The sequence below is a fragment of the Micromonospora sp. NPDC049230 genome, assembly GCF_040647875.1.
GTDB lineage: Bacteria > Actinomycetota > Actinomycetes > Mycobacteriales > Micromonosporaceae > Micromonospora.
In genome coordinates, this window is record NZ_JBEZCZ010000054.1 from 1 (window position 1) to 23070 (window position 23070).

A 23070-nucleotide genomic window follows, 5' to 3' on the forward strand; every position below is an offset into this window, starting at 1 on the left:
GGGTCGGCACCGGACGCGCACCCGCCCGTCGCCGGGCAACCACGACTACAACACGTCGGCGCTCGACGGGCAGAGCCGACCGGGGTCAGCTCAGACGTTGAACCCGAGGGACCGGAGCTGGTCCCGACCCTCGTCAGTGATCTTGTCCGGGCCCCACGGCGGGAGCCACACCCAGTTGATGCGGATGTCGTTGACGAGGCCGCCGCCGGGGCCGGTGGTCAGCGCCTGCCGGGTCTGGTCCTCGATCACGTCGGTCAGCGGGCAGGCCGCCGAGGTGAGCGTCATGTCCAGGGTGGCGACGTTCTCCTCGTCGACGTGGACGCCGTACACCAGGCCCAGGTCGACCACGTTGATGCCGAGCTCCGGGTCGACGACGTCCTTCATCGCCTCCTCGATGTCGGCGAGCATGGCCTTGCTGACACCGCTCACCGAGGCGGCAGCATCGCCCGCCGGGACGGCGGCAGCATCGCCCGCCGGGACGGCGGCAGCATCGCCCGCCGGGGCGGCGGCAGCATCGCCCGCCGGGGCGGCGGCGTCACCGGCCTCCGGCGTCACCGCATCGGTCTGCGCCACGACGGCGTCATCGGCCTCCGGCGTCGCCGCAGTAGCCGTGTTCTCGCTGCTCATGCCTTCACTCCGCTTCGCTTCGTAACGCCATGAGGCACCACCGCGCCGCACCACTGACTCTCTCGCTGACGCTCGCTCATGCCTTCACCTCCGGGCTCACGCCCACACCGGCGCGTGCCGCGGCGTCCTTGAACGCCATCCACGGCAGCAGCGCGCACTTGACCCGGGCGGGATAGCGGGCCACACCCGCGAAAGCAACCCCGTCACCGAGCACGTCCTCGTCCGGCGTGACCTGGCCACGTCCGGACATCAACTCCACGAACGCCTCGTGCACCTCGAAAGCTTCCCCGGCGGTCCGACCGCGCAGCAACTCGTGCAGCACGCTCGCCGAGGCCTGGCTGATCGAGCAGCCCATGCCGTCGTACGAGATGTCGTGCAGCACGTCGCCGCCGGTGGCCACCCGGACGGTGACCTCGTCGCCGCAGGTGGGGTTGACGTGGTGCGCTTCCCCGACGCGGTCACCGGGGTCGTCGGCGTCGCGCAGGCCGCGACCGTGCGGGCGCTTGTAGTGGTCCAGGATGATCTCCTGGTAGAGCTGGTCGAGCTGCACCATCAGTCGAACACCTTCCGCACCTGCTCCAGACCGGCCACCAGAGCGTCGATCTCCTCGGTGGTGGTGTAGAGGTAGAACGAGGCCCGGGTCATCGCCGGGACACCGAACCGGCTGCACACCGGCTTGGCACAGTGATGGCCCACGCGCACCTGCACGCCGAGCGAGTCGAGCACCTGACCCACGTCGTGCGGGTGCACGTCACCGAGCGCGAACGAGATGGTGCCACCCCGGCCGATCGGCACGGTCGGGCCGAAGATCCGCAGGTCGGGCACCGAGCCGAGGGCGTCCAGCGCGTACGCCGTCAGCTCCTTCTCGTGCCACTGGATGCCCTGCATGCCGATGCCGGTGAGGTAGTCCACCGCCGCGCCGAGCGCGACCGCCTCGGCGATCGGCGGGGTGCCCGCCTCGAAGCGGGCCGGCGGCGCGGCGAACGTCGAGCGGGCCATGGTGACCGTCTCGATCATCGAACCGCCGCCGAACACCGGCGGCATGGCCGCCAGCAGCTCGCTCCGACCCCAGAGCACGCCGATGCCGGTCGGGCCGAGCATCTTGTGCCCGGTGAAGACGATGTAGTCGGCGTCCAGGTCGACCACGTCGATGGGCAGGTGCGGCACCGACTGTGAGCAGTCCAGCAGCAGCAGCGCGCCCACCTCGCGGACCCGCGCGGTGATGCGGGAGGTGGCGTTGACGGTGCCGAGGATGTTGGACATGTGCACCAGCGAGACGATCTTCGTCCGTTCGGTGATCAGGTCGTTCAGGCCCGACTCGTCCAGCCGGCCCTGCTCGGTGACTCCGAACCAGCGCAGGGTCGCGCCGGTGCGCTCGCAGAGCAGCTGCCACGGAACGATGTTGGAGTGGTGCTCCATCTCGGAGATCACCACCTCGTCGCCGGGACCGAGCCGGAAACGCTCGTCCGTGTCACGGGACGGAGCGGCGTCCGCGGGCAGCGAGGCGTTCGAGAAGGCGTACGCCACGATGTTGATCGCCTCGGTGGAGTTCTTCGTGAACACCACCTCGTCGACGCTCGGCGCGTTGATGAACGCGGCGATCTTGGCCCGCGCGCCCTCGTACGCCTCGGTGGCCTCGGTGCCCAGCGTGTGCACCGAGCGCGAGACGTTGGCGTTGTGCCGCGTGTAGTGCTCGTCGAGCACGTCGAGCACCTGGCGGGGCTTGTGCGAGGTGTTGGCGCTGTCGAGGTAGACAAGCGGGTGCCCGTTGATCTCCCGATCGAGGATCGGGAAGTCGGCACGCACCCGGGCCACGTCGAAACGCGGCACGTCGTCGTACTGCGGCATCCCCGCGGGGATCGCGATGCTGGTCATCTCGACAGCGCCTCTCCCGCTCAGGCCTTGGCCGTGCCGGCCCCGGCGGCGTACCGCTCGTAGCCCTCGGCCTCAAGCTTGTCGGCAAGCTCCGGGCCGCCCTGCTCGACGATCCGGCCGGCGACGAACACGTGCACGAAGTCCGGCTTGATGTAGCGCAGGATCCGCGTGTAGTGGGTGATCAGCAGCATGCCGGTGTCGCCGTTGTCGCGGACCCGGTTGACACCCTCGCTGACCACGCGCAGCGCGTCCACGTCGAGGCCGGAGTCGGTCTCGTCGAGGATCGCGATCTTCGGCTTGAGCAGCTCCAGTTGGACGATCTCGTGCCGCTTCTTCTCACCGCCGGAGAAGCCCTCGTTGACGTTGCGCTGGGCGAACGCCGGGTCCATCTGTAGGCGCTCCATCGCGCCGCGCAGCTCGCCACCCCAGGTGCGCAGCTTCGGCGCCTCGCCGTCGATGGCGGTCTTCGCGGTCCGCAGGAAGTTGGCCACCGAGACGCCGGGCACCTCGACCGGGTACTGCATGGCCAGGAAGAGGCCGGCGCGGGCCCGCTCGTCGACGGTCATGGCGAGCACGTCCTCGCCGTCGAGGGTCACCGAGCCGCCGGTGATCTCGTACTTGGGGTGACCGGCGATCGAGTACGCAAGCGTGGACTTGCCGGAACCGTTCGGGCCCATGATCGCGTGGGTCTCACCGGAGCGGACGGTCAGGTCGACGCCGGCCAGGATCGGCTTGAGCTCACCCTCGGGCAGCTTGACCGACACCTTCAGGTCGCGGATCTCCAGGGTGCTCATTATCGGGTCACTCCATTACTCGGCGTCAGGCTGAGGTAGATGTCGCCGTCGCGGACTTCGACGGGGTAGACGGGGACGGGTTCGGTGGCCGGCAGGCCGCTCGGCGCGCCGGTACGCAGGTCGAAGCGCGAGCCGTGCAGCCAGCACTCCAGCGTGCAGCCGTCGACCTCACCCTCGGAGAGGGCGACCGCGGCGTGCGAGCACTCGTCGTAGGCGGCGTAGAACTCGCCGTCCTCGCCGTGCACCAGCGCGATCGGGGTGCCGTCGACGTCCGCGCTGATCGCGGTGCCCTTTGGCACGTCCTCGGTGGAGCAGACGCGGATCATCAGGCGCCCGCCTTGGTCAGCCGGGCCTCGATCGCGTCGCCGAGGCTCTCGCGCAGCGACTCCACCGGGATCTTGTTGATCAGCTCGGCGAAGAAACCGCGGACCACCAGCCGGCGGGCCTCACTCTCCGGGATGCCCCGGGCCATCAGGTAGAACAACTGCTCGTCGTCGAAGCGGCCGGTCGCGCTGGCGTGGCCGGCGCCGGCGATCTCGCCGGTCTCGATCTCCAGATTGGGTACGGAGTCCGCCCGCGCGCCGTCGGTGAGCAGCAGGTTCCGGTTGATCTCGTACGTGTCGGTGCCGGTCGCCTCGGCCCGGATCAGCACGTCACCGACCCAGACGGTGTGCGCGCTCTCGCCTTGCAGGGCGCCCCGGTAGCCGACGTAGCTGCGGCAGTCCGGCACGGAGTGGTCGACCAGCTGCCGGTGCTCCAGGTGCTGGCCCGAGTCGGCGAAGTAGACGCCGTACAGCTCGGCCTCGCCACCCCGACCGGTGTATTCCACGCTGGTGAACTGCCGGACCAGGTCGCCACCCAGGGACACCTGGATGTGGATGACCTTGGCGTCCCGGCCCAGCTTGATCTTGAGATGCTGGGCCTGGACCGCGTCGTCGGCCCAGTCGGCGATCGTGACAAGCGTCAGCTTCGCGCCGTCGGTCACGGCCACCTCGACGTTGTCGGCCAGGGTGGCCGACCCGACGTGCTCCACGACCACTGTCGCCTCGGCGAACCGGCCCACCTCGACGAAGGTGTGACCGAACGCCGGCTGCTCGACACCCTCGCCGACCACCCGCAGACGCACCGGCTCGCCGAGCACCACGTCTTCGGCGACCCGCAGCAGCAGGGCGTCGGCGGCGGCGCCGTAGGCCAGCGCGCTGACCCGGTCGACCGGGGTCAGGACGCTACCGACCCGCTGGTCGTCGCGGCCGATCCGGGTGATGGCAACACCTTCGGGCAGGTCACCGTACTCGTGCCGAACCGCGCCGGTCGCGGTCGGCGACTCCGGCGCGGCAGCGTTGGCGCCGTCGCCGGTCAGGCCGCGCAGGCGCTTGAGCGGGGTGAAACGCCACTCCTCCTCCAGGCCGGTGAGGGCCGGGAAGTCGGCGACGTCGTACGAGCGCAGCGCCTGCGACTTGGTGCTGGGAGGCGGCGCGGAAGCCTGGGTAGTCATGTCTTCCTTGGTCTGTCTGTTCCGTGACGACGAGGTTGGGGCCGGGTGCGGGCGGGCCGACGTTCCGGCCCGCCCCGCTGGAGCGGCGGCGTCAGCCGACCGCGCCCTCCATCTGAAGCTCGATCAGGCGGTTGAGCTCCAGGGCGTACTCCATCGGGAGTTCCTTGGCGATCGGCTCGATGAAGCCGCGCACGATCATCGCCATCGCCTCGTCCTCGCTCAGGCCCCGGCTCATCAGGTAGAAGAGCTGGTCGTCGCTGATCTTGGAGACGGTCGCCTCGTGCCCCATCGACACGTCGTCCTCGCGGATGTCGACGTACGGGTAGGTGTCCGAGCGGGAGATGGTGTCGACGAGCAGCGCGTCGCACTTGACAGTGCTCCGGCTGTGGTGCGAACCCTCCAGCACCTGCACCAGGCCCCGGTACGAGGTACGGCCGCCGCCACGGGCGATCGACTTCGACACGATCGTCGAGGAGGTGTGCGGCGCGGCGTGCACCATCTTGGCGCCGGCGTCCTGGTGCTGGCCCTCGCCGGCCATCGCCACCGAGAGCACCTCACCCTTGGCGTGCTCGCCGGTCATGTAGACCGCCGGGTACTTCATTGTCACCTTGGAGCCGATGTTGCCGTCGACCCACTCCATGGTCGCGCCCTCGTGGCAGACGGCGCGCTTGGTGACCAGGTTGTAGACGTTGTTCGACCAGTTCTGGATGGTCGTGTAGCGGCAACGCGCGTTCTTCTTCACGATGATCTCCACGACCGCGCTGTGCAGCGAGTCTGAGGAGTAGAGCGGCGCGGTGCAGCCCTCGACGTAGTGCACGTACGCACCCTCGTCGACGATGATCAGCGTCCGCTCGAACTGGCCCATGTTCTCGGTGTTGATCCGGAAGTAGGCCTGTAGCGGGATCTCGACGTGCACGCCCTTCGGCACGTAGATGAACGAGCCGCCGGACCACACGGAGGTGTTCAGGGCGGCGAACTTGTTGTCACCGACCGGGATCACCGTGCCGAAGTACTCCTTGAAGACGTCCTCGTGCTCGCGCAGCGCGGTGTCGGTGTCCAGGAAGAGGACGCCCTGCTCCTCAAGGTCCTCACGGATCTTGTGGTAGACGACCTCGGACTCGTACTGCGCCGCGACACCGGCGACCAGTCGCTGCTTCTCCGCCTCCGGGATGCCCAGCCGGTCGTAGGTGTTCTTGATGTCCTCGGGCAGGTCCTCCCAGCTGGTGGCCTGCTTCTCGGTCGACCGCACGAAATACTTGATGTTGTCGAAGTCGATGCCGGTGAGGTCCGCGCCCCAGGCCGGCATCGGCTTGCGGCCGAACAGCCGCAGACCCTTCAGCCGCAGGTCGAGCATCCACGCCGGCTCGTTCTTCTTGGCCGAGATGTCCCGCACCACCGCCTCGTTGATGCCGCGCTGGGCGACCGCCCCGGCGGCGTCCGGGTCGGACCAGCCGTACTCGTACCGACCCAGTGCGGCGAGCTGCTCTTCCTGAGTCAGTGGCTGAACAATCTGCTCGGTCATCTAGCTGTCCTCACAGTGGTGACGGGATTACCGGATTGAGCACGCCCCGGCTGGGTCGGAATGTGCGTGGTGCACACCCCGTCGCCGTGCGCGATGGTGGCAAGGCGCTGCACGTGGGTGCCGACCAGACGGGAGATCACCGCGGTCTCGGCCTCGCACAGCTGAGGGAATTCGGCGGCCACGTGCGCCACCGGGCAATGGTGCTGGCAGAGCTGACCGCCGGAGGCGATCGTTGTCGCGTTGGCAGCGTAACCCTCGCCGGTGAGCGCCGCGGCGAGTGCCTCGGCTCGGGCGAGAGGGTCGTCGCCGGCGTCCTCCATGGCCGCCCGGCAGCGTGACTCCAGCGCGGAAACCTGCTCGGCGGCGAACGCCTCGACCGCGTCCGACCCGCCGCGGCGGGCGATCCACCGCAGCGCGGCGGTGGCCATGTTGTCGTAGTGATGGGTGCCACAGCGAACCCGGCCGGCCTCGGTCAGCATGAACACCTTGGCCGGACGCCCCCGACCACGGCTGCCCTGCACGGCCTGCTCGCGGGCGTACACGTCGCCGTCGGCGAGCATCGCGTCGAGGTGCCGGCGGATCGCCGCCGGGCTGAGCCCGAGGGCCACGCCGAGCTGCGCGGCGGTCGTCGCACCCCGCTCCAGCAGCAGTTGGGTGACCCGGTCACGGGTGGAACTCTCGGCCGCCGTGCCACCAGTGGGCGCCGCCGACGCGGTCACGACCGGCGCGGACGCGGACGCACCGACGGCCGGGACAGCCGTCGGCTGGTGCCCGGGAAGCGCCGCCGCGTTTTTCACAACGCCAACGTTACGTAATTACCCGGAGGGTCGCAAACCCCGACCCGGTGATCCGAACCACCGAGCCGACCGAGTCGGACGAACCTCGATCACTACAGTGCGTAGGATTTGCGCCGTGAACCGAATCGTCCGTCCGGTCCCCGGCATCCTGCTGCGCCGCCTCGCGCTCGCCTCCATCATCGCGAACGTGGCAATCGTCGTCACCGGCGGAGCCGTCCGACTGACCGCCTCGGGCCTCGGCTGCCCCACCTGGCCCCGCTGCACCGACGACTCGTACGTCACCACCCCCGAGATGGGTGTGTACGGGGTGATCGAGTTCAGCAACCGGATGCTGACGTTCGCGGTGGGCCTCATCGCACTGGCCACCCTGCTGGCCGTACTGGCACACCGGCCGCGCCGACCCGGGCTGCTGGCCCTCGCGGTCGCCGTCTTCCTGGGCATTCCCGCCCAGGCGGTGGTCGGTGGCATCACCGTGCTCACCAACCTCAACCCCTGGGTGGTCGGGCTGCACTTCCTGGCCTCGATGGCGGTGCTCGCCGCCGCGTACGCCCTCTGGCGGCGCATCGGCGACCCGGACGGCCCGACCGTGCCCGTGGTGCCCACACCGCTGCGCGTGCTGGCCCGCGTCACCACCGGCGTCGCCGTCGCGGTGCTGGTCATCGGCACCTGGGTCACCGGCAGCGGCCCGCACGCCGGCGACCACGGCGCGGCCCGCAACGGACTGGACCCGGAGTCGATCTCCCAGGTGCACGCCGACGGGGTCTTCCTGCTGATCGGCCTCTCGGTGGCGCTGATCTTCGCGTTCCGTGCCGTGGGTGCGCGCCGGGCCACCCGCGCCGCGATCGTCCTGGTCGCCGTGGAGCTGGGTCAGGGCGTGATCGGCTTCGTGCAGTACTTCACCCACGTGCCGGCGCTCCTGGTCGGCGCGCACATGCTCGGCGCCTGCCTGGTGCTGCTGGCCACCCTCTCGGTGCAGTGGTCGACCCGCGAGCGCCACCCCGTCGCCCCGGCCACCGAGACCACCCCGGCCGACGCCGCCCCCGTCCCGGTCACCGTCTGACGCCCCGCGCACCCCGCGCGCCCCGCGCGCCCCGCGCACCCCGCACGGCCCTGATCGACTCGGGTTTCTTGATGTCGCGGTGTCCGAGCCGGTCCGATGGGCCGACTTACAGAAGGCCGAGTCGATCACAACGAAGTCACGTCGCTCACCGGGCTCTGCGGGCGTTTCTCGGCTGCGCCACCGGTGTCGGCCGGCTCGGCAGCGGGCGTCAGGCCCGGCAGACCAGCCGACAGCGGGGGCCAGGCCCGGCAGACCAGCCGACAGCGGGCGTCAGGCCCGGCAGGCCAGGTGGGTGGCCTTCGCGGCGGCGAGACGGTCAGGGGGTCCGTCCGCGTACCCGATGAAGAGCGACGGCTCGGTCAGCTCCAGCCCGTCGTCCCACACTGCGGTCTCGACGGAGATGCCACGGGCCGTGAGCGGAGCGAGGACCAGCGGTCGTCCGGGTCGAGATCGACGAGGTCGGCACAGGTAACGAGAGCGACCCGGGGTTCCCCCCGGGTCGACTGGTGGTGTGCGGTCAATTCGGTTGGCTGCTCAGCGAGCCATCGTGCGCCGGGCCATCGACCGCCAGAGGTCGTTGCTGGGGCGCATCTGGTCCATCAGTTCACGCTCCCAGGCGTTCTCGACGGTGACTCCCGCCTCGGCGCACGCCTCCCGTGCGGTGACGGTGTCGTCGGCGAACTGGTCGCCCCACTCGCCGTCGGAACCCACCAGGACGATTCGCGCGCCACGCTTGCCGACGTACTCGATGACCGCCTTCGCGCCGCCGTGGCCGGCGGCGAACGCCTTGAGGCCCGCGACCAGGCCGTGGGGGGCCTGCTCGGCGGCGGTCTGCTCGGCCGTCATCGTCGTATCGGAACCATCTGCCATAACGCGAAGCCTAAGCAGACCCGCACCCTCCCGGGCGAGAACCATGAACCTTTTGTGATGCCAATTACCTAGAGGTTTGAAAACGATCACAGGTTTTCTGCCCGGTTATATCCGGACTTTCCACTGCTAAACGGGCGGGCAAAGCGTGCGACAGTCCGCACAGTTGAGCCGATCCGGCTCATGCTGAAAGTTACTCTGATGTGACGTTAAACCCGGACAACTCATCCATGCCCATGATTAGTCACGAGAGTCCCGGCGGCAGAGCCGCAGCCTGGGTGACGGGTCAGATCAGCGCGTCGAGCGCGACGGCCGCGAACACGATCGTCAGGTACGTCGTGGACCAGTGGAACAGCCGCATCGGCTTGACCGCCTCGCCCCGCGTCGCGCGTCGGCAGAGTCGGTGTGCCTCGACCACGAAGATGGCACCCACCACCAGGGTCGGCACCCCGTAGATCGCGCTGAGCCCCAGCGGCCAGACGGCGAGCGAGGTGAGCACGGTCAGCCACGCGAAGATCAGGATCTCGGCGTTCACCCGGCGGATCGAGGCCACCACCGGCAGCATCGGGATCCCGGCGCGGGCGTAGTCGTCCTTGTACTTCATCGCGAGCGGGTAGAAGTGCGGCATCTGCCAGAAGAAGACCACCGCGAAGAGCCCCCAGGCGGCCGGCGCCAGTGAGCCGGTCACCGCTGCCCAGCCGATCAGCACGGGCGCGGCACCGCAGGCGCCGCCCCAGAAGGTGTTGGTCGGGGTGGAGCGCTTGAGCCACAGCGTGTAGATGACGTCGTAGTAGACGATCGCGGCGAGGGTCAGCCCGGCGGCGAGCAGGTTGGTGAACGCCGCCATCAGGGCGATCGACACCGCCGCCAACACCAGACCGAAGACCAGCGCGCTACGCGGTGAGACGGTGTGCGCCGGCAGCGGCCGACGCTTGGTACGCCGCATCAACTGGTCGATGTCCCGGTCGATGTAGCAGTTGAGCACGCTGGCCGCACCGGCGGCGAGCGAGCCGCCGATCAGCACCACGGCCATCAGCCACAGCGACGGCAGCCCGCCGTCGGCGAGCATCATCGCCGGGATGGTGGTGACCAGCAGCAACTCGACGATCCGCGGCTTGGTGAGCGCCACGTACGCCGAGAGGACCCCACGCACGTCCCGCCGGGCCACCGGACCCTCGGCCGCCCGTGCCGGGTGTTGCCCGGCCGGGTTGCTCGCGGGGCGCTCGGTGATCATGCTCACGGATTGGCACCTTCCGGCATCGGCACGGGGAGATCGGATCGGCGGGCCGCTCGGGCCCGCACACCGACCCACACACTACGCGTTGTCGTTTTCGCTGCCCGGCCGACCCGACAACGGTGCGGGCCGTCACACCACCGAGGTGAACCAAGCATCCGGAACGTCACGTGGCGCACACCATGCGGAGATCCCCGGGCGCGGGTTTAGGGACGCTCGATAAGGTCATCGGTGAGGGTTCCGCCCATCTGCCGAGGAGCACAACCATCGTGGCTGCCAAACGACCCGAGCACTCCGCACTGAACTGGTCCGACCTCGATCGCCGGGCCGTCGATACCGTCCGCGTGCTGGCCATGGACGCCGTAGAGAAATCCGGCAACGGCCACCCGGGCACCGCGATGAGCCTCGCGCCCGCGGCGTACCTCCTCTTCAACCGCGTCATGCGGCACAACCCGGCCGACCCGAACTGGCCCGGCCGGGACCGGTTCGTCCTCTCCGCCGGGCACTCCAGCCTGACGCTCTACATCCAGCTCTTCCTGTCCGGTTACCCGTTGAGCCTGGACGACCTCAAGTCGCTGCGGCAGTGGGGCTCGCAGACGCCGGGTCACCCCGAGCACGGGCACACCCCGGGCGTGGAGACCACCACCGGCCCGCTCGGGCAGGGCCTGGGCAACGCGGTCGGCATGGCCATGGCGGCCCGCCGCGAGCGCGGCCTGTTCGACCCCGAGGCCGAGCCGGGCGCGTCGGTCTTCGACCACGACATCTGGTGCATCGTCTCCGACGGCGACATCGAGGAGGGCATCAGCCACGAGGCCAGCGCCCTCGCCGGGCACCAGCAGCTGGGCAACCTCACGGTGATCTACGACGACAACGAGATCTCCATCGAGGACGACACCCGGATCGCCAAGAGCGAGGACGTGGCCGCCCGCTACGAGGCGTACGGCTGGCACGTGCAGACCGTCGACTGGCGCAGCGGTGACGCCGACCAGGGCGACTACCACGAGGACGCCGAGGCGTTGTACGCGGCGCTGGTGGCCGCCCGGGCGGAGACCGCCCGCCCCTCCTTCATCGCGCTGCGCACCATCATCGGCTGGCCCGCCCCCAACAAGCAGAACACCGGCAAGATCCACGGCTCGGCGCTCGGCGCCGACGAGGTGAAGGCCACCAAGCAGATCCTCGGCTTCGACCCGGAGCAGACCTTCCAGGTCGACGAGGAGGTGCTCACCCACGCCCGTTCGGTGATGGGCCGCGGGTCCGAGGCCGAGCAGCAGTGGACCACCGCGTTCGACGCCTGGAAGAAGACCAACCCGGAGCGCACCGCGCTCTACGAGCGGTTGGCGGGCCGGGTCCTGCCGGACGGCTGGACCGACGCGCTGCCGGTCTTCCCCGCCGACGCCAAGGGCGTGGCCACCCGGGCCGCGTCCGGCAAGGTGCTGGAGGCGCTCGCGCCGGTGCTGCCGGAGCTGTGGGGTGGTTCGGCCGACCTGGCCGAGAGCAACAACACCACAATGAAGGGCGAGCCGTCGTTCATCCCGGCCACGCACGCCACCAAGGACTTCCCCGGTCACGAGTACGGCCGCACGCTGCACTTCGGCATCCGTGAGCACGCCATGGGCGCGATCCTCAACGGCATCGCCCTGCACGGCGGCACCCGCCCCTACGGTGGCACGTTCCTGGTGTTCAGCGACTACATGCGTCCCTCGGTGCGGCTTGCCGCGTTGATGGGCCTGCCGGTGACCTACGTCTGGACGCACGACTCGATCGGCCTCGGCGAGGACGGCCCGACCCACCAGCCGGTGGAGCACCTGACCGCGCTGCGGGCCATTCCGGGCCTGGACGTGGTCCGCCCGGCGGACGCCAACGAGACGGCCTGGGCCTGGCGGCAGGCGCTGGAGCACACCGACCGCCCCACCGCGCTGGCGCTGAGCCGTCAGCCGCTGCCGACCCTGGACCGCGACGTGCTCGGCGGTGCGGACGGCGTGGCCAAGGGCGGGTACGTGCTGGCCGAGGCGTCCAACGGCAAGCCGCAGGTGATCATCGTCGGCACCGGCTCCGAGGTGCAGCTCTGCCTGACCGCCCGGGAGCGGCTGGAGGCCGACGGCACCCCGACCCGGGTCGTCTCGATGCCCTGCCAGGAGTGGTTCTACGAGCAGGATGAGGCGTACCGGGAGTCGGTGCTGCCACGCGGGGTAAAGGCACGGGTGAGCGTGGAAGCGGGCATCGCGATGTCGTGGCGTGGCGTCGTCGGTGATCTGGGCGAGAGCGTCAGCCTGGAGCACTACGGGGCGAGCGCCCCGCACACCGTGCTCTTCGAGCAGTTCGGGTTCACCCCCGACCGGATCGTGGCGGCGGCGCACGCCTCGCTGGCCCGGGTGGGCGACATCACCGGTTTCACGACCGGCAACTGAGGGAGCGTGGACGGCATGACCGACAAGCTGAATGAGCTCACCGCCGCGGGCGTGGCGGTGTGGCTCGACGATCTTTCCCGGGTGCGGTTGAGCTCCGGCGGGCTGGACCAGCTCCGCCGCGAGAAGCACGTGGCCGGTGTCACCACCAACCCGACGATCTTCGCAAAGGCGCTGAGCGACGCCGACGAGTACAACTGGCAACTGCGCGACCTCGCCACCCGTGGCATCGAGGTCGAGGAGTCGGTGCGCATGCTCACCACGTACGACGTGCGGTGGGCCTGCGACGTGATGCGTCCGTCCTACGACGGCAGCGACGGCGTCGACGGCCGGGTCTCCATCGAGGTGGACCCCCGGGTGGCGCACGACAGCGACCGGACGGTGGCCGAGGCCAAGGCCCTGTGGTGGCTTGTCGACCGCCCCAACCTCTACATCAAGATCCCGGCCACCGAGGAGGGCCTGTCGGCGATCACCGACACGCTCGCCGAGGGGATCAGCGTCAACGTGACGCTGATCTTCGGTCTGGACCGCTACTCGGCCGTGATGGAGGCGTTCCTCGCCGGCCTGGAGCAGGCCAAGGCCAACGGCCACGACCTGTCGAAGATCGGCTCGGTGGCGTCGTTCTTCGTCTCCCGGGTCGACTCCGAGGTCGACAAGCGGCTGGAGAAGATCGGCTCCGACCAGGCCAAGGCACTGAAGGGCAAGGCCGCCGTCGCCAACGCCCAGCTGGCGTACGAGCGCTACACCGAGGTGTTCTCCTCCGACCGGTGGAAGGCGCTCGCCGCCGCCGGCGCGCACCCGCAGCGGCCGCTGTGGGCGTCCACCTCGACAAAGAACCCGGACTACCGCGACGTGATCTACGTCGAGGAGCTGATCGCCCCCGGCACTGTCAACACCATGCCGGAGTCGGTCATCCACGCGTACGCCGATCATGGCGAGACCCGCGGCGACACCATCACCGGCTCCTACGACGCGGCCCGCAAGGTCTTCGCGGACCTGGAGTCGGTCGGGGTGGACATCGACGACGTGATCGCCACGCTGGAGCGCGAGGGCGTGGAGAAGTTCGAGGCCAGCTGGCAGGAGCTGCTCGACGGCGTCCGTAAGTCGCTGGAGGCGGCGGCCAAGGGCAAGGGTGCGCCGAACAAGGCCGCCAAGGGCAACGCCAAGGGCGCCGAGAAGGCCGGTGGCGCATGAGCGAGCGCAGCGAGCGAATCAGCAGACTCAGTGCCGGGGTGGCTCATGACGGCACGCAGCGAAGCGGAGTGACGGCATGAGCGATCTACCTGCGGGGCCGGTCGAGGCCGCTGCCGGACTCTCCGTGTACGGCGCGGACGCGGTCGACAAGTCCGCGCCCGCGTCGACCCGGGAGGCGCTGGTCAGGGCCGGCGTCCCGGGCAGGTTGGCGGGCAAGGACGCGAGCCTCTGGGGTCCGGACGCCGAAGCCGAGGCGAAGGTCCGCCTCGGCTGGGTGGACACCCACCGGCGCAGCCGGGAGCTGCTGGCGCAGTTGGCCGAGCTGAAAGCGGAGCTGGCCGACCTGGACCACGTGGTGCTCGCCGGCATGGGTGGCTCGTCACTGGCCCCCGAGGTGATCACCCGGACGCTGGGTCGCCCGCTGACAGTGCTGGACACCACCGACCCGGGCCAGGTCCGGGCGGCGCTCGGTGACCGGCTGGAACGCACTGTGGTGGTGGTGGCCAGCAAGTCCGGCTCGACGGTGGAGACCGACAGCCACCGACGTGCCTACTGGCAGGCGTTCCTGGACGCCGGGATGACCGAGGCGGAGGCCGGTCGGCACTTCGTCATCGTCACCGACCCGGGTTCGCCGCTGGAGACCACCGCCGCCGAGATGGGCGCGTTCACAGTGCTCGCCGACCCGAACGTCGGCGGCCGGTACTCGGCGCTCACCGCGTTCGGCCTGGTGCCCTCGGCGCTGGCCGGGGTCGAGGTCGCGGAGCTGCTCGACCAGGCCGACGCGCTGGCCGCGTCGCTCGGCGCGGACCGGGACAATCCGGCGTTGGCGCTGGGTGCCGCGCTGGGTGCCGCGGCCACGTTGGCCCGGGACAAGGTCGCCCTGGTCTCCGACGGCTCCGGCATCGACGGGCTGGGCGACTGGGCCGAGCAGCTCATCGCCGAGTCGACGGGCAAGGCCGGGGTGGGCATCCTCCCGGTGGTCGTGGAGTCTCCGCGAAGCCCCGGCGCGACCGGGGCCGACGTGCTGACGGTCAGCTACGGCGGCTCGCTCGCCCCCGGTGACGTGCCCGGTGGTGGCGTCACCCCGGACGTGGCCGTCAACGGCCCGTTGGGCGCGCAGTTCCTGGCCTGGGAGTACGCGACGGCGGTGGCCGGCGTGGTGCTCGGCATCGACCCGTTCAACCAGCCGAACGTCACCGAGTCCAAGGAGAACACCAACAAGATCCTGGCCTCGGGTCCGCCGGCGGAGTCGCCGTCGTTCACCGAGGGCGCGATCGAGGTGTACGCCCCGCAGGGCGCTCCCGGTGACCTGGCCGGGGTGCTGCGCTGGCTGCTCGACGGGCTGGGCGACGACGGCTACCTCGCCGTGATGGCGTACCTCGACCGGTTCGCCGACGCCGACGCGGCCCGGCTGCGGACGCTGCTCGCCGAGGCGGGCGGGCGGCCGGTGACCTTCGGTTGGGGGCCGCGGTTCCTGCACTCCACTGGCCAGTACCACAAGGGCGGCCCACAGGTGGGCAGCTACCTCCAGGTGACCGGTGCGGTCGCCGAGGATCTGGCGGTGCCGGGCAAGCCGTACACGTTCGGTGTGTTGCAGGCGGCGCAGGCCGCCGGGGACCGGCAGGCGCTCGCCGAGCGGGAGCGCCCGGTGCTGCGGCTGCATCTGACCGACCGTGCCGCCGGTGTCGCCCAGCTACTCGACGCCGCCGGTGCGCTGCGGGCCTGAGGATGGACGACGTGACTGAGGCGAGAGCGAGGGTGGCACCGTGAGCGCGAGGAGTGAGCCGGGTTCGCGAGCCCCGCAGTCGCGAACCGAGGGTGGCGCGACGAATCCACTGCGCGACCCACAGGACCGCCGGTTGCCCCGGATCCCGGAGCCGTGCGCTCTGGTGATCTTCGGGGTGACCGGCGACCTGGCCCGCAAGAAGCTGCTCCCTGCCGTCTACGATCTGGCAAACCGGGGGCTGCTGCCACCCGGTTTCGTGGTGCTCGGCTTCGCGCGCCGCGACTGGGGTGACGGCGACTTCGAGACGCTTGCCTGCGAGGCCGCCCGCAAGCACGCGCGCACCCCGTGGCGGGACGAGGTGTGGGCGCGGCTGGCCGGCAACATCAAGTTCGTCGGCGGGTCGTTCGACGACGACGAGGCCTTCGACCAGCTCGCCTCGACGCTCGACGACCTGCGCCAGACGCACGGCATCGCCGGCAACGCGGCGTTCTACTTCTCCATCCCGCCGGCGGCGTTCCCGGTCGTGCTCAAACAACTGGCGCGCACCGGGATGGCCGACAACGAGAAGTCCGGCGGTTGGCGTCGGGTCGTGGTGGAGAAGCCGTTCGGCAACGACCTGCCCTCGGCGAAGTCGCTCAACGACCTCGTCGACGACGTGTTCACCCGGGAGGACGTCTTCCGGATCGACCACTACCTGGGCAAGGAGACAGTTCAGAACATCCTCGCCCTGCGGTTCGCCAACAACCTGTTCGAGCCCCTGTGGAACTCCAAGTACGTCGACTCGGTGCAGATCACCATGGCCGAGGACGTCGGCATCGGCACCCGCGCCGGCTTCTACGACACCGTCGGCACCGCCCGCGACGTGCTCCAGAACCACCTCCTGCAACTCCTCGCGCTGGTGGCGATGGAGGAGCCGACAAGCTTCGACGCCGACGAGATCCGGGCCGAGAAGCTGAAGGTGCTCAAGGCGATCACCCTGCCCAAGGACGTGGCCCGGGACACCGTCCGCGGCCAGTACCTGCCCGGCTGGGTGGGGGGTGAGCGCGCGGTCGGCTACCTGGAGGAGCGGGACGTCCCCGCCGACTCCACCACGGAGACGTACGTGGCGGTGCGGCTGGGCATCCAGAACCGCCGGTGGGCGGAGGTGCCGTTCTACATCCGGGCCGGCAAGCGGCTGCCCCGGCGGGTCACCGAGGTCGCCATCATGTTCAAGAAGGCACCGCACCTGCCGTTCAACGACGCGGACATGGAGTCGCTGGGCAACAACCAGTTGGTCATCCGGGTGCAGCCCGACGAGGGCGTGGTGCTCAAGTTCGGCTCGAAGGTGCCGGGCACCACGATGGAGGTCCGCGACATCGCGATGGACTTCCAGTACGGCGAGGCGTTCACCGAGTCCAGCCCCGAGGCGTACGAGCGGCTGGTGCTGGACGTGCTGATCGGCGACCGCACCCTGTTCCCGGACGCGGCCGAGGTCGAGCAGAGCTGGCAGGTGATCGACCCACTGGAGCATGCCTGGGCGGGCACCAAGCCGGAGCCGTACCGGGCCGGCGAGTGGGGGCCGCGTGCCTCCGACGAGATGCTGGCCCGCGAGGGCCGCGCTTGGAGAAGAGCATGATCGGGCTGTGGGACACCACCGGCAACGAGGTGGTCAAGGCGCTCGCCGCCGAGCGGCGCAGCGCCGGCGGCGTGGCCAGCGGAATGGCGCTCACGCTCATCGTGGTGGTCGACGAGAAGCGGGTCCGTGAGGCGGAGGCGGCGGCGACGATCGCCGCCGCCGCCCACCCGTGCCGGCTGGTGGTGGTGGTTCGCTCGGAGATCGAGCGGGACCGCAACCGGTTGGACGCGGAGATCGTGGTCGGTGGCCGGCTCGGCCCGTGCGAGGCGGTGGTCACCCGGATGTACGGCCGGTTGGCCCTGCACGCCGAGTCGGTCGTGATGCCGCTGCTGGTTCCGGACGTGCCGGTGGTCACCTGGTGGCACGGCGAGCCGCCGGCGGAGATCGCCACCGACTTCCTCGGGGTGGTCGCCGACCGCAGGATCACCGACTCGGCCCAGGCCGCCGACCCGGTGGAGGCGCTGCGGCAGCGTGCCCGGGACTACGCGCCTGGCGACACGGACCTGGCGTGGACCCGGATCACCCCGTGGCGCACCCTTGTCGCCGGGGCGTTCGACACCGCCAGCGAGCGGGTCGTCGAGGCGACGGTGGTCGCGCCGCCCACCGACCCGACGGCGGCGCTGATGGTCGGTTGGCTGTCCAGCCGGCTCGGCATCACCCCGCACCGGGTGGACACCGACGAGTTCCCCCGGATGCGGGAGGTGCGGTTGAGCTGCGCCAACGGCGACCAGTTGGTGCTGACCCGCGAGGACAGCATGGCGGTGTTCCGGCGTACCGGCCAGGACGACCGGGCGTTGCCGCTGGTCCGCCGGCCTCTCGGTGACGAGTTGGCCGAGGAGCTGCGGCGTCTGGACGCCGACCAGGTGTACGCGGAGGCGCTGGGCGCGACTGTCGGGCTGCGCGGGCTGGACCAGCGTCCCGCGCAGCGGGTGCACGTGTGGAAGGATCCGGCCACCGCGCGGCGCGCCGAGGCCGGGGTCGCCGCGCACTCCGGCACGAGCGGCGAGGGCTGACGCCCTACCGGGGCAGGACGTCGGGGCAGAGGCCGGTGCGGACCGGCCCTGCCCCGGAAGACACCATCTCGGGCATCGCGGCCCGGGCACGACGCGACAGCGACCGCCGGGCGGTCGGGAAACGAAGGCGCATCCCATGAGTGAGGCGAGTGTCGCCGTCCACGCCGACGCCGACCTGCTGGCGCAGGCCGTGGCGGCCCGGTTGCTGGTGAAGCTGCTCGACGCCCAGGCCGACCGGGGTGCGGCCTCGGTGGTGCTCACCGGTGGGCGGATCGCCGCCGCCGTGTACCGGGCGGTGGCGACGCTGCCCGCTTGCGACGCGGTGGACTGGTCCCGGGTCGACGTGTGGTGGGGCGACGAGCGGTTCCTGCCCGCCGGTGATCCGGACCGCAACGAGACCCAGGCTCGGGCCGCCCTGTTGGACGTGGTGCCGCTGGACCCGGCCCGGGTGCACCCGATGCCGGCCTCCGACGGCCCGGCCGGCAACGACCCGGAGGCGGCGGCGGCCGCGTACGCGCAGGAGTTGGCGCGTGCCGCCCGGCCCGGGGACGCCACCCTGCCGCACTTCGACGTGCTGATGCTGGGCGTCGGCGAGGACGGGCACGTGGCGTCGGTCTTCCCCGAGCACCCGGTGCAGTATGAGACCCGACCGGTCAGCGCGGTGCGGGGCAGCCCGAAGCCGCCGCCGATGCGCACCACGCTCACCCTGCCGGCGATCAACACCGCCGAGGAGGTCTGGCTGGTGGCCGGAGGCGCCGACAAGGCCCGCGCTGTGGGTATGGCGTTGGCCGGTGCCGGGTCGGTGCAGTTGCCGGCCGCCGGGGTGCACGGCGTGGGCCGCACCCGCTGGCTGCTGGACCGGGCGGCCGCGGCCGACGTGCCAGCACGGCTGCGCAGCCCGCGCTAACGGCCCGCTATCCGCCGCCGGCGGCGAGGGTTATTCGCCGCGGCGGCGGCGCAGCGCCGCCAGTGCCTCGTTCAGCAGCGCCTCGCCCTCCTCGGCGGTGCGCCGCTCCTTCACGTACGCCAGATGGCTCTTGTACGGTTCGGCGCGCACCCGGCCGGGTGGGTTCTGCGCGTCCCGGCCGGCGGGTAGGCCGCACCGGGGGCAGTCCCACCGGGCCGGCGCCTCGGCGTCCGCGGCGATCCGGATGTCGATCCGGTGATCGTTGCGGCACCAGTAGGTGACGTCCTGTCGGGGGGCGGGTTGGTGCCGTTCGTCGGGGCGCATGGGTGCGGACCCGACTCGGGCGCCGCGGATGACGTTGCCACTGGGCACGGCTGCTCGCTCCTGTCGTCGGAGGGAACCCGCCGTCGAACAGGGGTGGACGGCGGGCGACGCGGTGCAGCGGAGAAAAGCCTGCGCGCGGCCCGTCGTGTGACGGACCGCGCGCAGATTGTACGACTCAACGAGCTCGCTCAGGTGCCGCTGTTCATCTGGAGGCGCAGCCACAGCCCGAGCCCGACGATGGCGGCGAACCAGACGACGCTCACCAGAACCGTGTAACGGTCCAGGTTTTTCTCTGCCACGGAGGAGCCGGCGAGGCTGGAGCTGACGCCACCGCCGAACATGCTCGACAGACCGCCGCCCTTGCCGCGATGCAGCAGGATAAGCATGGTGAGCAGAATGCTCGTGATGATCAGCAACACGATCAACGTGTATGCGAACCAGATCGGCATGGCTGGGGTCAGTCCTCTCGTAGCGATCCTCGCCCGGTCTGATCGGGCACTGCGGCACCGACCGGCGGACGGGCGGTGTCCAGGATACCGACCGATCAGCGGGCGATGTGCTCCGGGAAGCGGCAGATCTGAGCGAATTCCTCCGCGTCCAGGCTGGCACCCCCCACGAGGCCCCCGTCCACGTCCGGCTGGGCCATGATCGAGGCGACGTTCGACGCCTTGACCGAGCCGCCGTAGAGGACCCGGACCTGGTCGGCGGTCTCCTGGTCGAACCGTTCCGCCACGCGCTGACGGACCGCCCCGCAGACCTCCTGGGCGTCCTCCGGCGTCGCGGTCTTGCCCGTGCCGATCGCCCAGACCGGCTCGTACGCGATCACGACCTGCCGCACCTGCTCGGCGGTGAGCCCGGCCAGGCCCCCGTCGAGCTGGTCGGCGCAGTGCGCCACGTGGGTGCCCTGCTCGCGGATGTCCAGCCCCTCCCCCACGCAGAGGATCGGCGTCAGACCGTGCGTGAGCGCCGCCTTGACCTTGGCGTTGACGAGCGCGTCGTCCTCGTTGTGGTAGGCCCGCCGCTCGGAGTGCCCGACCACCACGTAGGTGCAGCCGAGCTTGGCCAGCATCGCACCGGAGATCTCCCCGGTGTACGCGCCGGCCGCGTGCGCGGAGAGGTCCTGCCCGCCGTAGCCGATGAGCAGCTTGTCCCCGTCCACAGCGGTCTGCACGGTCCGCAGGTCGGTGAAGGGCGGCAGCACGACCGTCTCGACGTCGGTGAGCTGCTTCTCGGTGAGGCTCGCCGCCAGCTTCTGCACCAGCAGGTTGGCCTCAAGGTGGTTGAGGTTCATCTTCCAGTTGCCGGCCATCAGCGGCCGGCGGGTGGTGCTCGACATTCAGTTCTCCAGGGCCGCGATGCCGGGGAGGGTCTTGCCCTCGAGGTATTCCAGGGAGGCGCCACCACCTGTGGAGATGTGCCCGAAGGACGTCTCGTCCAGCCCCAGCGCACGGACGGCGGCAGCGGAGTCACCGCCGCCGACGACACTGAACGCGTCGGCCTTGGTGATCGCCTCGGCGATCCCCCGGGTGCCCGCCGCGAAGGCCGGCATCTCGAACACGCCCATCGGGCCGTTCCAGAAGATCGTCTTCGCCGGGGACAGCGCGGCGGTGAAGCCGGCCACCGTCTCCGGGCCGACGTCCAGACCGAGCCGGTGGCTCGGGATGCCGTCGACGCGGACCGTGTCGTGCGCGGCGTCCGGGGCGAACGCGTCCGCGACCACCACGTCGACCGGGAGCAGGATCTTGCCGTTGGCCCGCTCCAGCAGGTTGCGGCAGGTCTCGACCATGTCCTTCTCCAGCAGCGACGTGCCCACCTCCAGGCCCTGGGCCTTGAGGAAGGTGAAGCACATCCCGCCACCGATGAGCAGCCGGTCGACGGTGGGCAGCAGGGCCTCGATCACGGCGAGCTTGTCGGACACCTTCGACCCACCGAGCACCACCACGTACGGCCGCTCGGGGTCACCGGTGAGCTTGGAGAGCACCTCGACCTCCCGCAGCACCAGGCGGCCCGCGACGTGCGGCAACCGGGCCGGCACGTCGAAGACACTCGCGTGCTTGCGGTGCACCGCACCGAACGCGTCGTCCACGTACGCGTCGCCGAACGCGGCGAGCTGGTCGGCGAACGCGCCCCGCTCGGCCTCGTCCTTGCTGGTCTCGCCGGCGTTGAAGCGCAGGTTTTCCAGCAGGGCGACCTGGCCGTCGGCCAGGTCCGCGACAGTGGAGCGGGCGGAGTCGCCGACGGTGTCGGTGGCGAAGTGCACGGGCGCGCCGAGCAGCTCACCGAGCCGCCCGGCAACCGGACGCAGGCTGAACTGCGGGTCCGGAGCGCCCTTCGGGCGGCCCAGGTGCGAGCAGACGACAACCTTCGCGCCGGCCTCGACCAGCGCGCCGAGGGTCGGCAGCACCGCGCGGATCCGGCCGTCATCAGTAATCGCACCGGACTGCTTGTCGAGCGGGACGTTCAGGTCGGCGCGCACCAGCACGCGCCGACCTGCCACCCCCTCGGCGAGCAGGTCGTCGAGGGTCCGGATGCTCACAGCGACGAACCGACCAGCTTGACGAGGTCGACGAGGCGGTTGGAGTAGCCCCACTCGTTGTCGTACCAGCCGACGACCTTGACCTGGTTGCCGACGACCTTGGTCAGCGGCGCGTCGAAGATGCACGACGCCGGGTCGGTCACGATGTCCGAGGAGACGATCGGGTCCTCGTTGTAGACCAGGATGCCCTTGAGGGGGCCGTCCGCGGCGGCCTTCAGCGCGGCGTTGACCTCGTCCACGGTGGTCTCGCGACCCACGTTGACGGTGAGGTCGGTGACCGAGCCGGTCGGGATCGGCACCCGCAGGGCGTACCCGTCGAGCTTGCCCTTGAGGTCCGGCAGGACCAGACCGATCGCCTTTGCCGCACCGGTGGAGGTCGGCACGATGTTCAGCGCGGCGGCGCGGGCCCGACGCAGATCCGAGTGCGGCGCGTCCTGGAGGTTCTGGTCCTGGGTGTACGCGTGGATCGTCGTCATCAGACCGTGCTGGATGCCGAACGTGTCGTGCAGGACCTTCGCCATCGGGGCGAGGCAGTTGGTGGTGCACGAAGCGTTGGAGATGATGGTGTGCTTCGCCGGGTCGTAGGTGTCGTGGTTGACACCCATGACGACGGTGACGTCCTCGTTCTTCGCCGGGGCGGAGATGATGACCTTCTTGGCCCCGCCGTCGACGTGCGCCTTGGCCTTGGTGGCGTCGGTGAAGAAGCCTGTCGACTCGATGACGACGTCGGCGCCCACCTCGCCCCACGGCAGTTTCGACGGGTCCTTCTCGGCGTACGCCTTGATGGTCTTGCCACCGACGGTGATCTCGTCGGCGGTGGCCTTGACCTCGTACGGCAGGCGACCCAGGATGCTGTCGTACTTGAGCAGGTGGGCGAGCGTGCCGTTGTCGGTGAGGTCGTTCACCGCCACGACCTCGATGTCGGCGTCAGACGCCAGCACTGCCCGGAAGAAGTTACGGCCGATTCGGCCGAAGCCGTTGATGCCAACCCGGATGGTCACAGGTCCCATCTCCTCGCGTTCTGGTCCGCCGGCTACAGACAACGGGCCGGCGGGAATGGTGTGCGCCGACCGTTGGAG

The 23070-nt window shown here is 70.5% G+C and carries 22 protein-coding genes; 7 read left to right on the forward strand and 15 right to left on the reverse strand.

The window, feature by feature from the left end; all coding sequences use genetic code 11:
• Positions 1-90: 90 nt before the first annotated feature.
• The 8 genes from AB0A95_RS31045 to AB0A95_RS31080 all read right to left on the reverse strand — a co-directional run bounded on the left by AB0A95_RS31045 (position 91) and on the right by AB0A95_RS31080 (position 7032).
• Complete coding sequence (locus AB0A95_RS31045) at positions 91-555, reverse strand: metal-sulfur cluster assembly factor (protein WP_357559315.1); 465 nt, start codon at positions 553-555, stop codon at positions 91-93.
• 148 nt (positions 556-703) lie between these two features.
• Complete coding sequence (gene sufU, locus AB0A95_RS31050) at positions 704-1177, reverse strand: Fe-S cluster assembly sulfur transfer protein SufU (protein ID WP_357559316.1); 474 nt, start codon at positions 1175-1177, stop codon at positions 704-706.
• Between the two features lie 2 nt (positions 1178-1179).
• Positions 1180-2502, reverse strand: coding sequence for a cysteine desulfurase (locus tag AB0A95_RS31055; protein ID WP_357559289.1), 1323 nt, complete (start codon positions 2500-2502; stop codon positions 1180-1182).
• A gap of 20 nt (positions 2503-2522) precedes the next feature.
• Positions 2523-3296: a Fe-S cluster assembly ATPase SufC gene (gene sufC / locus AB0A95_RS31060; RefSeq protein ID WP_357559290.1), complete on the reverse strand. Its 774-nt coding sequence runs from the start codon at positions 3294-3296 to the stop codon at positions 2523-2525.
• Positions 3296-3622, reverse strand: coding sequence for a non-heme iron oxygenase ferredoxin subunit (locus AB0A95_RS31065; RefSeq protein ID WP_357559291.1), 327 nt, complete (start codon positions 3620-3622; stop codon positions 3296-3298). Before AB0A95_RS31065 ends, sufC begins: the two co-directional genes overlap by 1 nt.
• Positions 3622-4791 (reverse strand): Fe-S cluster assembly protein SufD, encoded by a 1170-nt coding sequence (gene sufD, locus AB0A95_RS31070; protein ID WP_357559292.1) that lies wholly within the window; start codon positions 4789-4791, stop codon positions 3622-3624. The genes AB0A95_RS31065 and sufD overlap by 1 nt, the downstream gene beginning before the upstream one ends.
• A gap of 91 nt (positions 4792-4882) precedes the next feature.
• Positions 4883-6313, reverse strand: a complete 1431-nt coding sequence (sufB, locus tag AB0A95_RS31075) for a Fe-S cluster assembly protein SufB (RefSeq protein WP_074312771.1) — start codon at positions 6311-6313, stop codon at positions 4883-4885.
• Positions 6310-7032 (reverse strand): transcriptional regulator, encoded by a 723-nt coding sequence (locus tag AB0A95_RS31080; RefSeq protein ID WP_357559317.1) that lies wholly within the window; start codon positions 7030-7032, stop codon positions 6310-6312. The genes sufB and AB0A95_RS31080 overlap by 4 nt, the downstream gene beginning before the upstream one ends.
• Positions 7033-7225: 193 nt before the next feature.
• On the opposite strand from AB0A95_RS31080, the gene AB0A95_RS31085 reads away from it, so the two are divergent.
• Entirely contained in the window at positions 7226-8170 is a 945-nt protein-coding gene (locus AB0A95_RS31085; protein ID WP_357559293.1) for a COX15/CtaA family protein, read from the forward strand.
• A 534-nt stretch (positions 8171-8704) separates the two neighbouring features.
• Here the strand turns inward: AB0A95_RS31085 and AB0A95_RS31090 are convergent.
• Positions 8705-9040 (reverse strand): hypothetical protein, encoded by a 336-nt coding sequence (locus AB0A95_RS31090; RefSeq protein WP_357559294.1) that lies wholly within the window; start codon positions 9038-9040, stop codon positions 8705-8707.
• Positions 9041-9323: 283 nt separating this feature from the next.
• A complete protein-coding gene (locus AB0A95_RS31095; RefSeq protein ID WP_357559295.1) occupies positions 9324-10277 on the reverse strand; it encodes a heme o synthase in 954 nt (317 codons plus the stop codon).
• Between the two features lie 263 nt (positions 10278-10540).
• Between AB0A95_RS31095 and tkt the strand changes: the two genes are divergently transcribed.
• From tkt to pgl, 6 genes are all read left to right on the forward strand, one after another.
• Complete coding sequence (tkt, locus tag AB0A95_RS31100; protein WP_357559296.1) at positions 10541-12679, forward strand: transketolase; 2139 nt, start codon at positions 10541-10543, stop codon at positions 12677-12679.
• Positions 12680-12694: 15 nt separating this feature from the next.
• A complete protein-coding gene (tal, locus tag AB0A95_RS31105) occupies positions 12695-13870 on the forward strand; it encodes a transaldolase (protein ID WP_357559297.1) in 1176 nt (391 codons plus the stop codon).
• A gap of 76 nt (positions 13871-13946) precedes the next feature.
• A complete protein-coding gene (locus AB0A95_RS31110; RefSeq protein ID WP_357559298.1) occupies positions 13947-15596 on the forward strand; it encodes a glucose-6-phosphate isomerase in 1650 nt (549 codons plus the stop codon).
• 109 nt (positions 15597-15705) lie between these two features.
• Entirely contained in the window at positions 15706-17211 is a 1506-nt protein-coding gene (gene zwf / locus AB0A95_RS31115; protein ID WP_357559318.1) for a glucose-6-phosphate dehydrogenase, read from the forward strand.
• Positions 17208-18224 (forward strand): glucose-6-phosphate dehydrogenase assembly protein OpcA, encoded by a 1017-nt coding sequence (locus tag AB0A95_RS31120; protein ID WP_357559299.1) that lies wholly within the window; start codon positions 17208-17210, stop codon positions 18222-18224. The genes zwf and AB0A95_RS31120 overlap by 4 nt, the downstream gene beginning before the upstream one ends.
• 136 nt (positions 18225-18360) lie before the next feature.
• The gene (gene pgl / locus AB0A95_RS31125) at positions 18361-19131 is read left to right on the forward strand and encodes a 6-phosphogluconolactonase (protein WP_357559300.1); all 771 of its coding nucleotides are present in this window, start codon (positions 18361-18363) and stop codon (positions 19129-19131) included.
• A 30-nt stretch (positions 19132-19161) separates the two neighbouring features.
• Here the strand turns inward: pgl and AB0A95_RS31130 are convergent, their stop codons facing one another.
• The 5 genes from AB0A95_RS31130 to gap form a co-directional block, all read right to left on the reverse strand.
• Positions 19162-19503, reverse strand: a complete 342-nt coding sequence (locus tag AB0A95_RS31130) for an RNA polymerase-binding protein RbpA (RefSeq protein ID WP_357069810.1) — start codon at positions 19501-19503, stop codon at positions 19162-19164.
• A 140-nt stretch (positions 19504-19643) separates the two neighbouring features.
• Complete coding sequence (gene secG, locus AB0A95_RS31135) at positions 19644-19904, reverse strand: preprotein translocase subunit SecG (protein WP_355033235.1); 261 nt, start codon at positions 19902-19904, stop codon at positions 19644-19646.
• Positions 19905-19999: 95 nt separating this feature from the next.
• Positions 20000-20791 (reverse strand): triose-phosphate isomerase, encoded by a 792-nt coding sequence (gene tpiA / locus AB0A95_RS31140; RefSeq protein WP_357559301.1) that lies wholly within the window; start codon positions 20789-20791, stop codon positions 20000-20002.
• Complete coding sequence (locus tag AB0A95_RS31145; RefSeq protein WP_357559302.1) at positions 20792-21991, reverse strand: phosphoglycerate kinase; 1200 nt, start codon at positions 21989-21991, stop codon at positions 20792-20794.
• Positions 21988-22992 (reverse strand): type I glyceraldehyde-3-phosphate dehydrogenase, encoded by a 1005-nt coding sequence (gene gap, locus AB0A95_RS31150; protein ID WP_179780100.1) that lies wholly within the window; start codon positions 22990-22992, stop codon positions 21988-21990. The genes AB0A95_RS31145 and gap overlap by 4 nt, the downstream gene beginning before the upstream one ends.
• Positions 22993-23070: the final 78 nt, after the last annotated feature.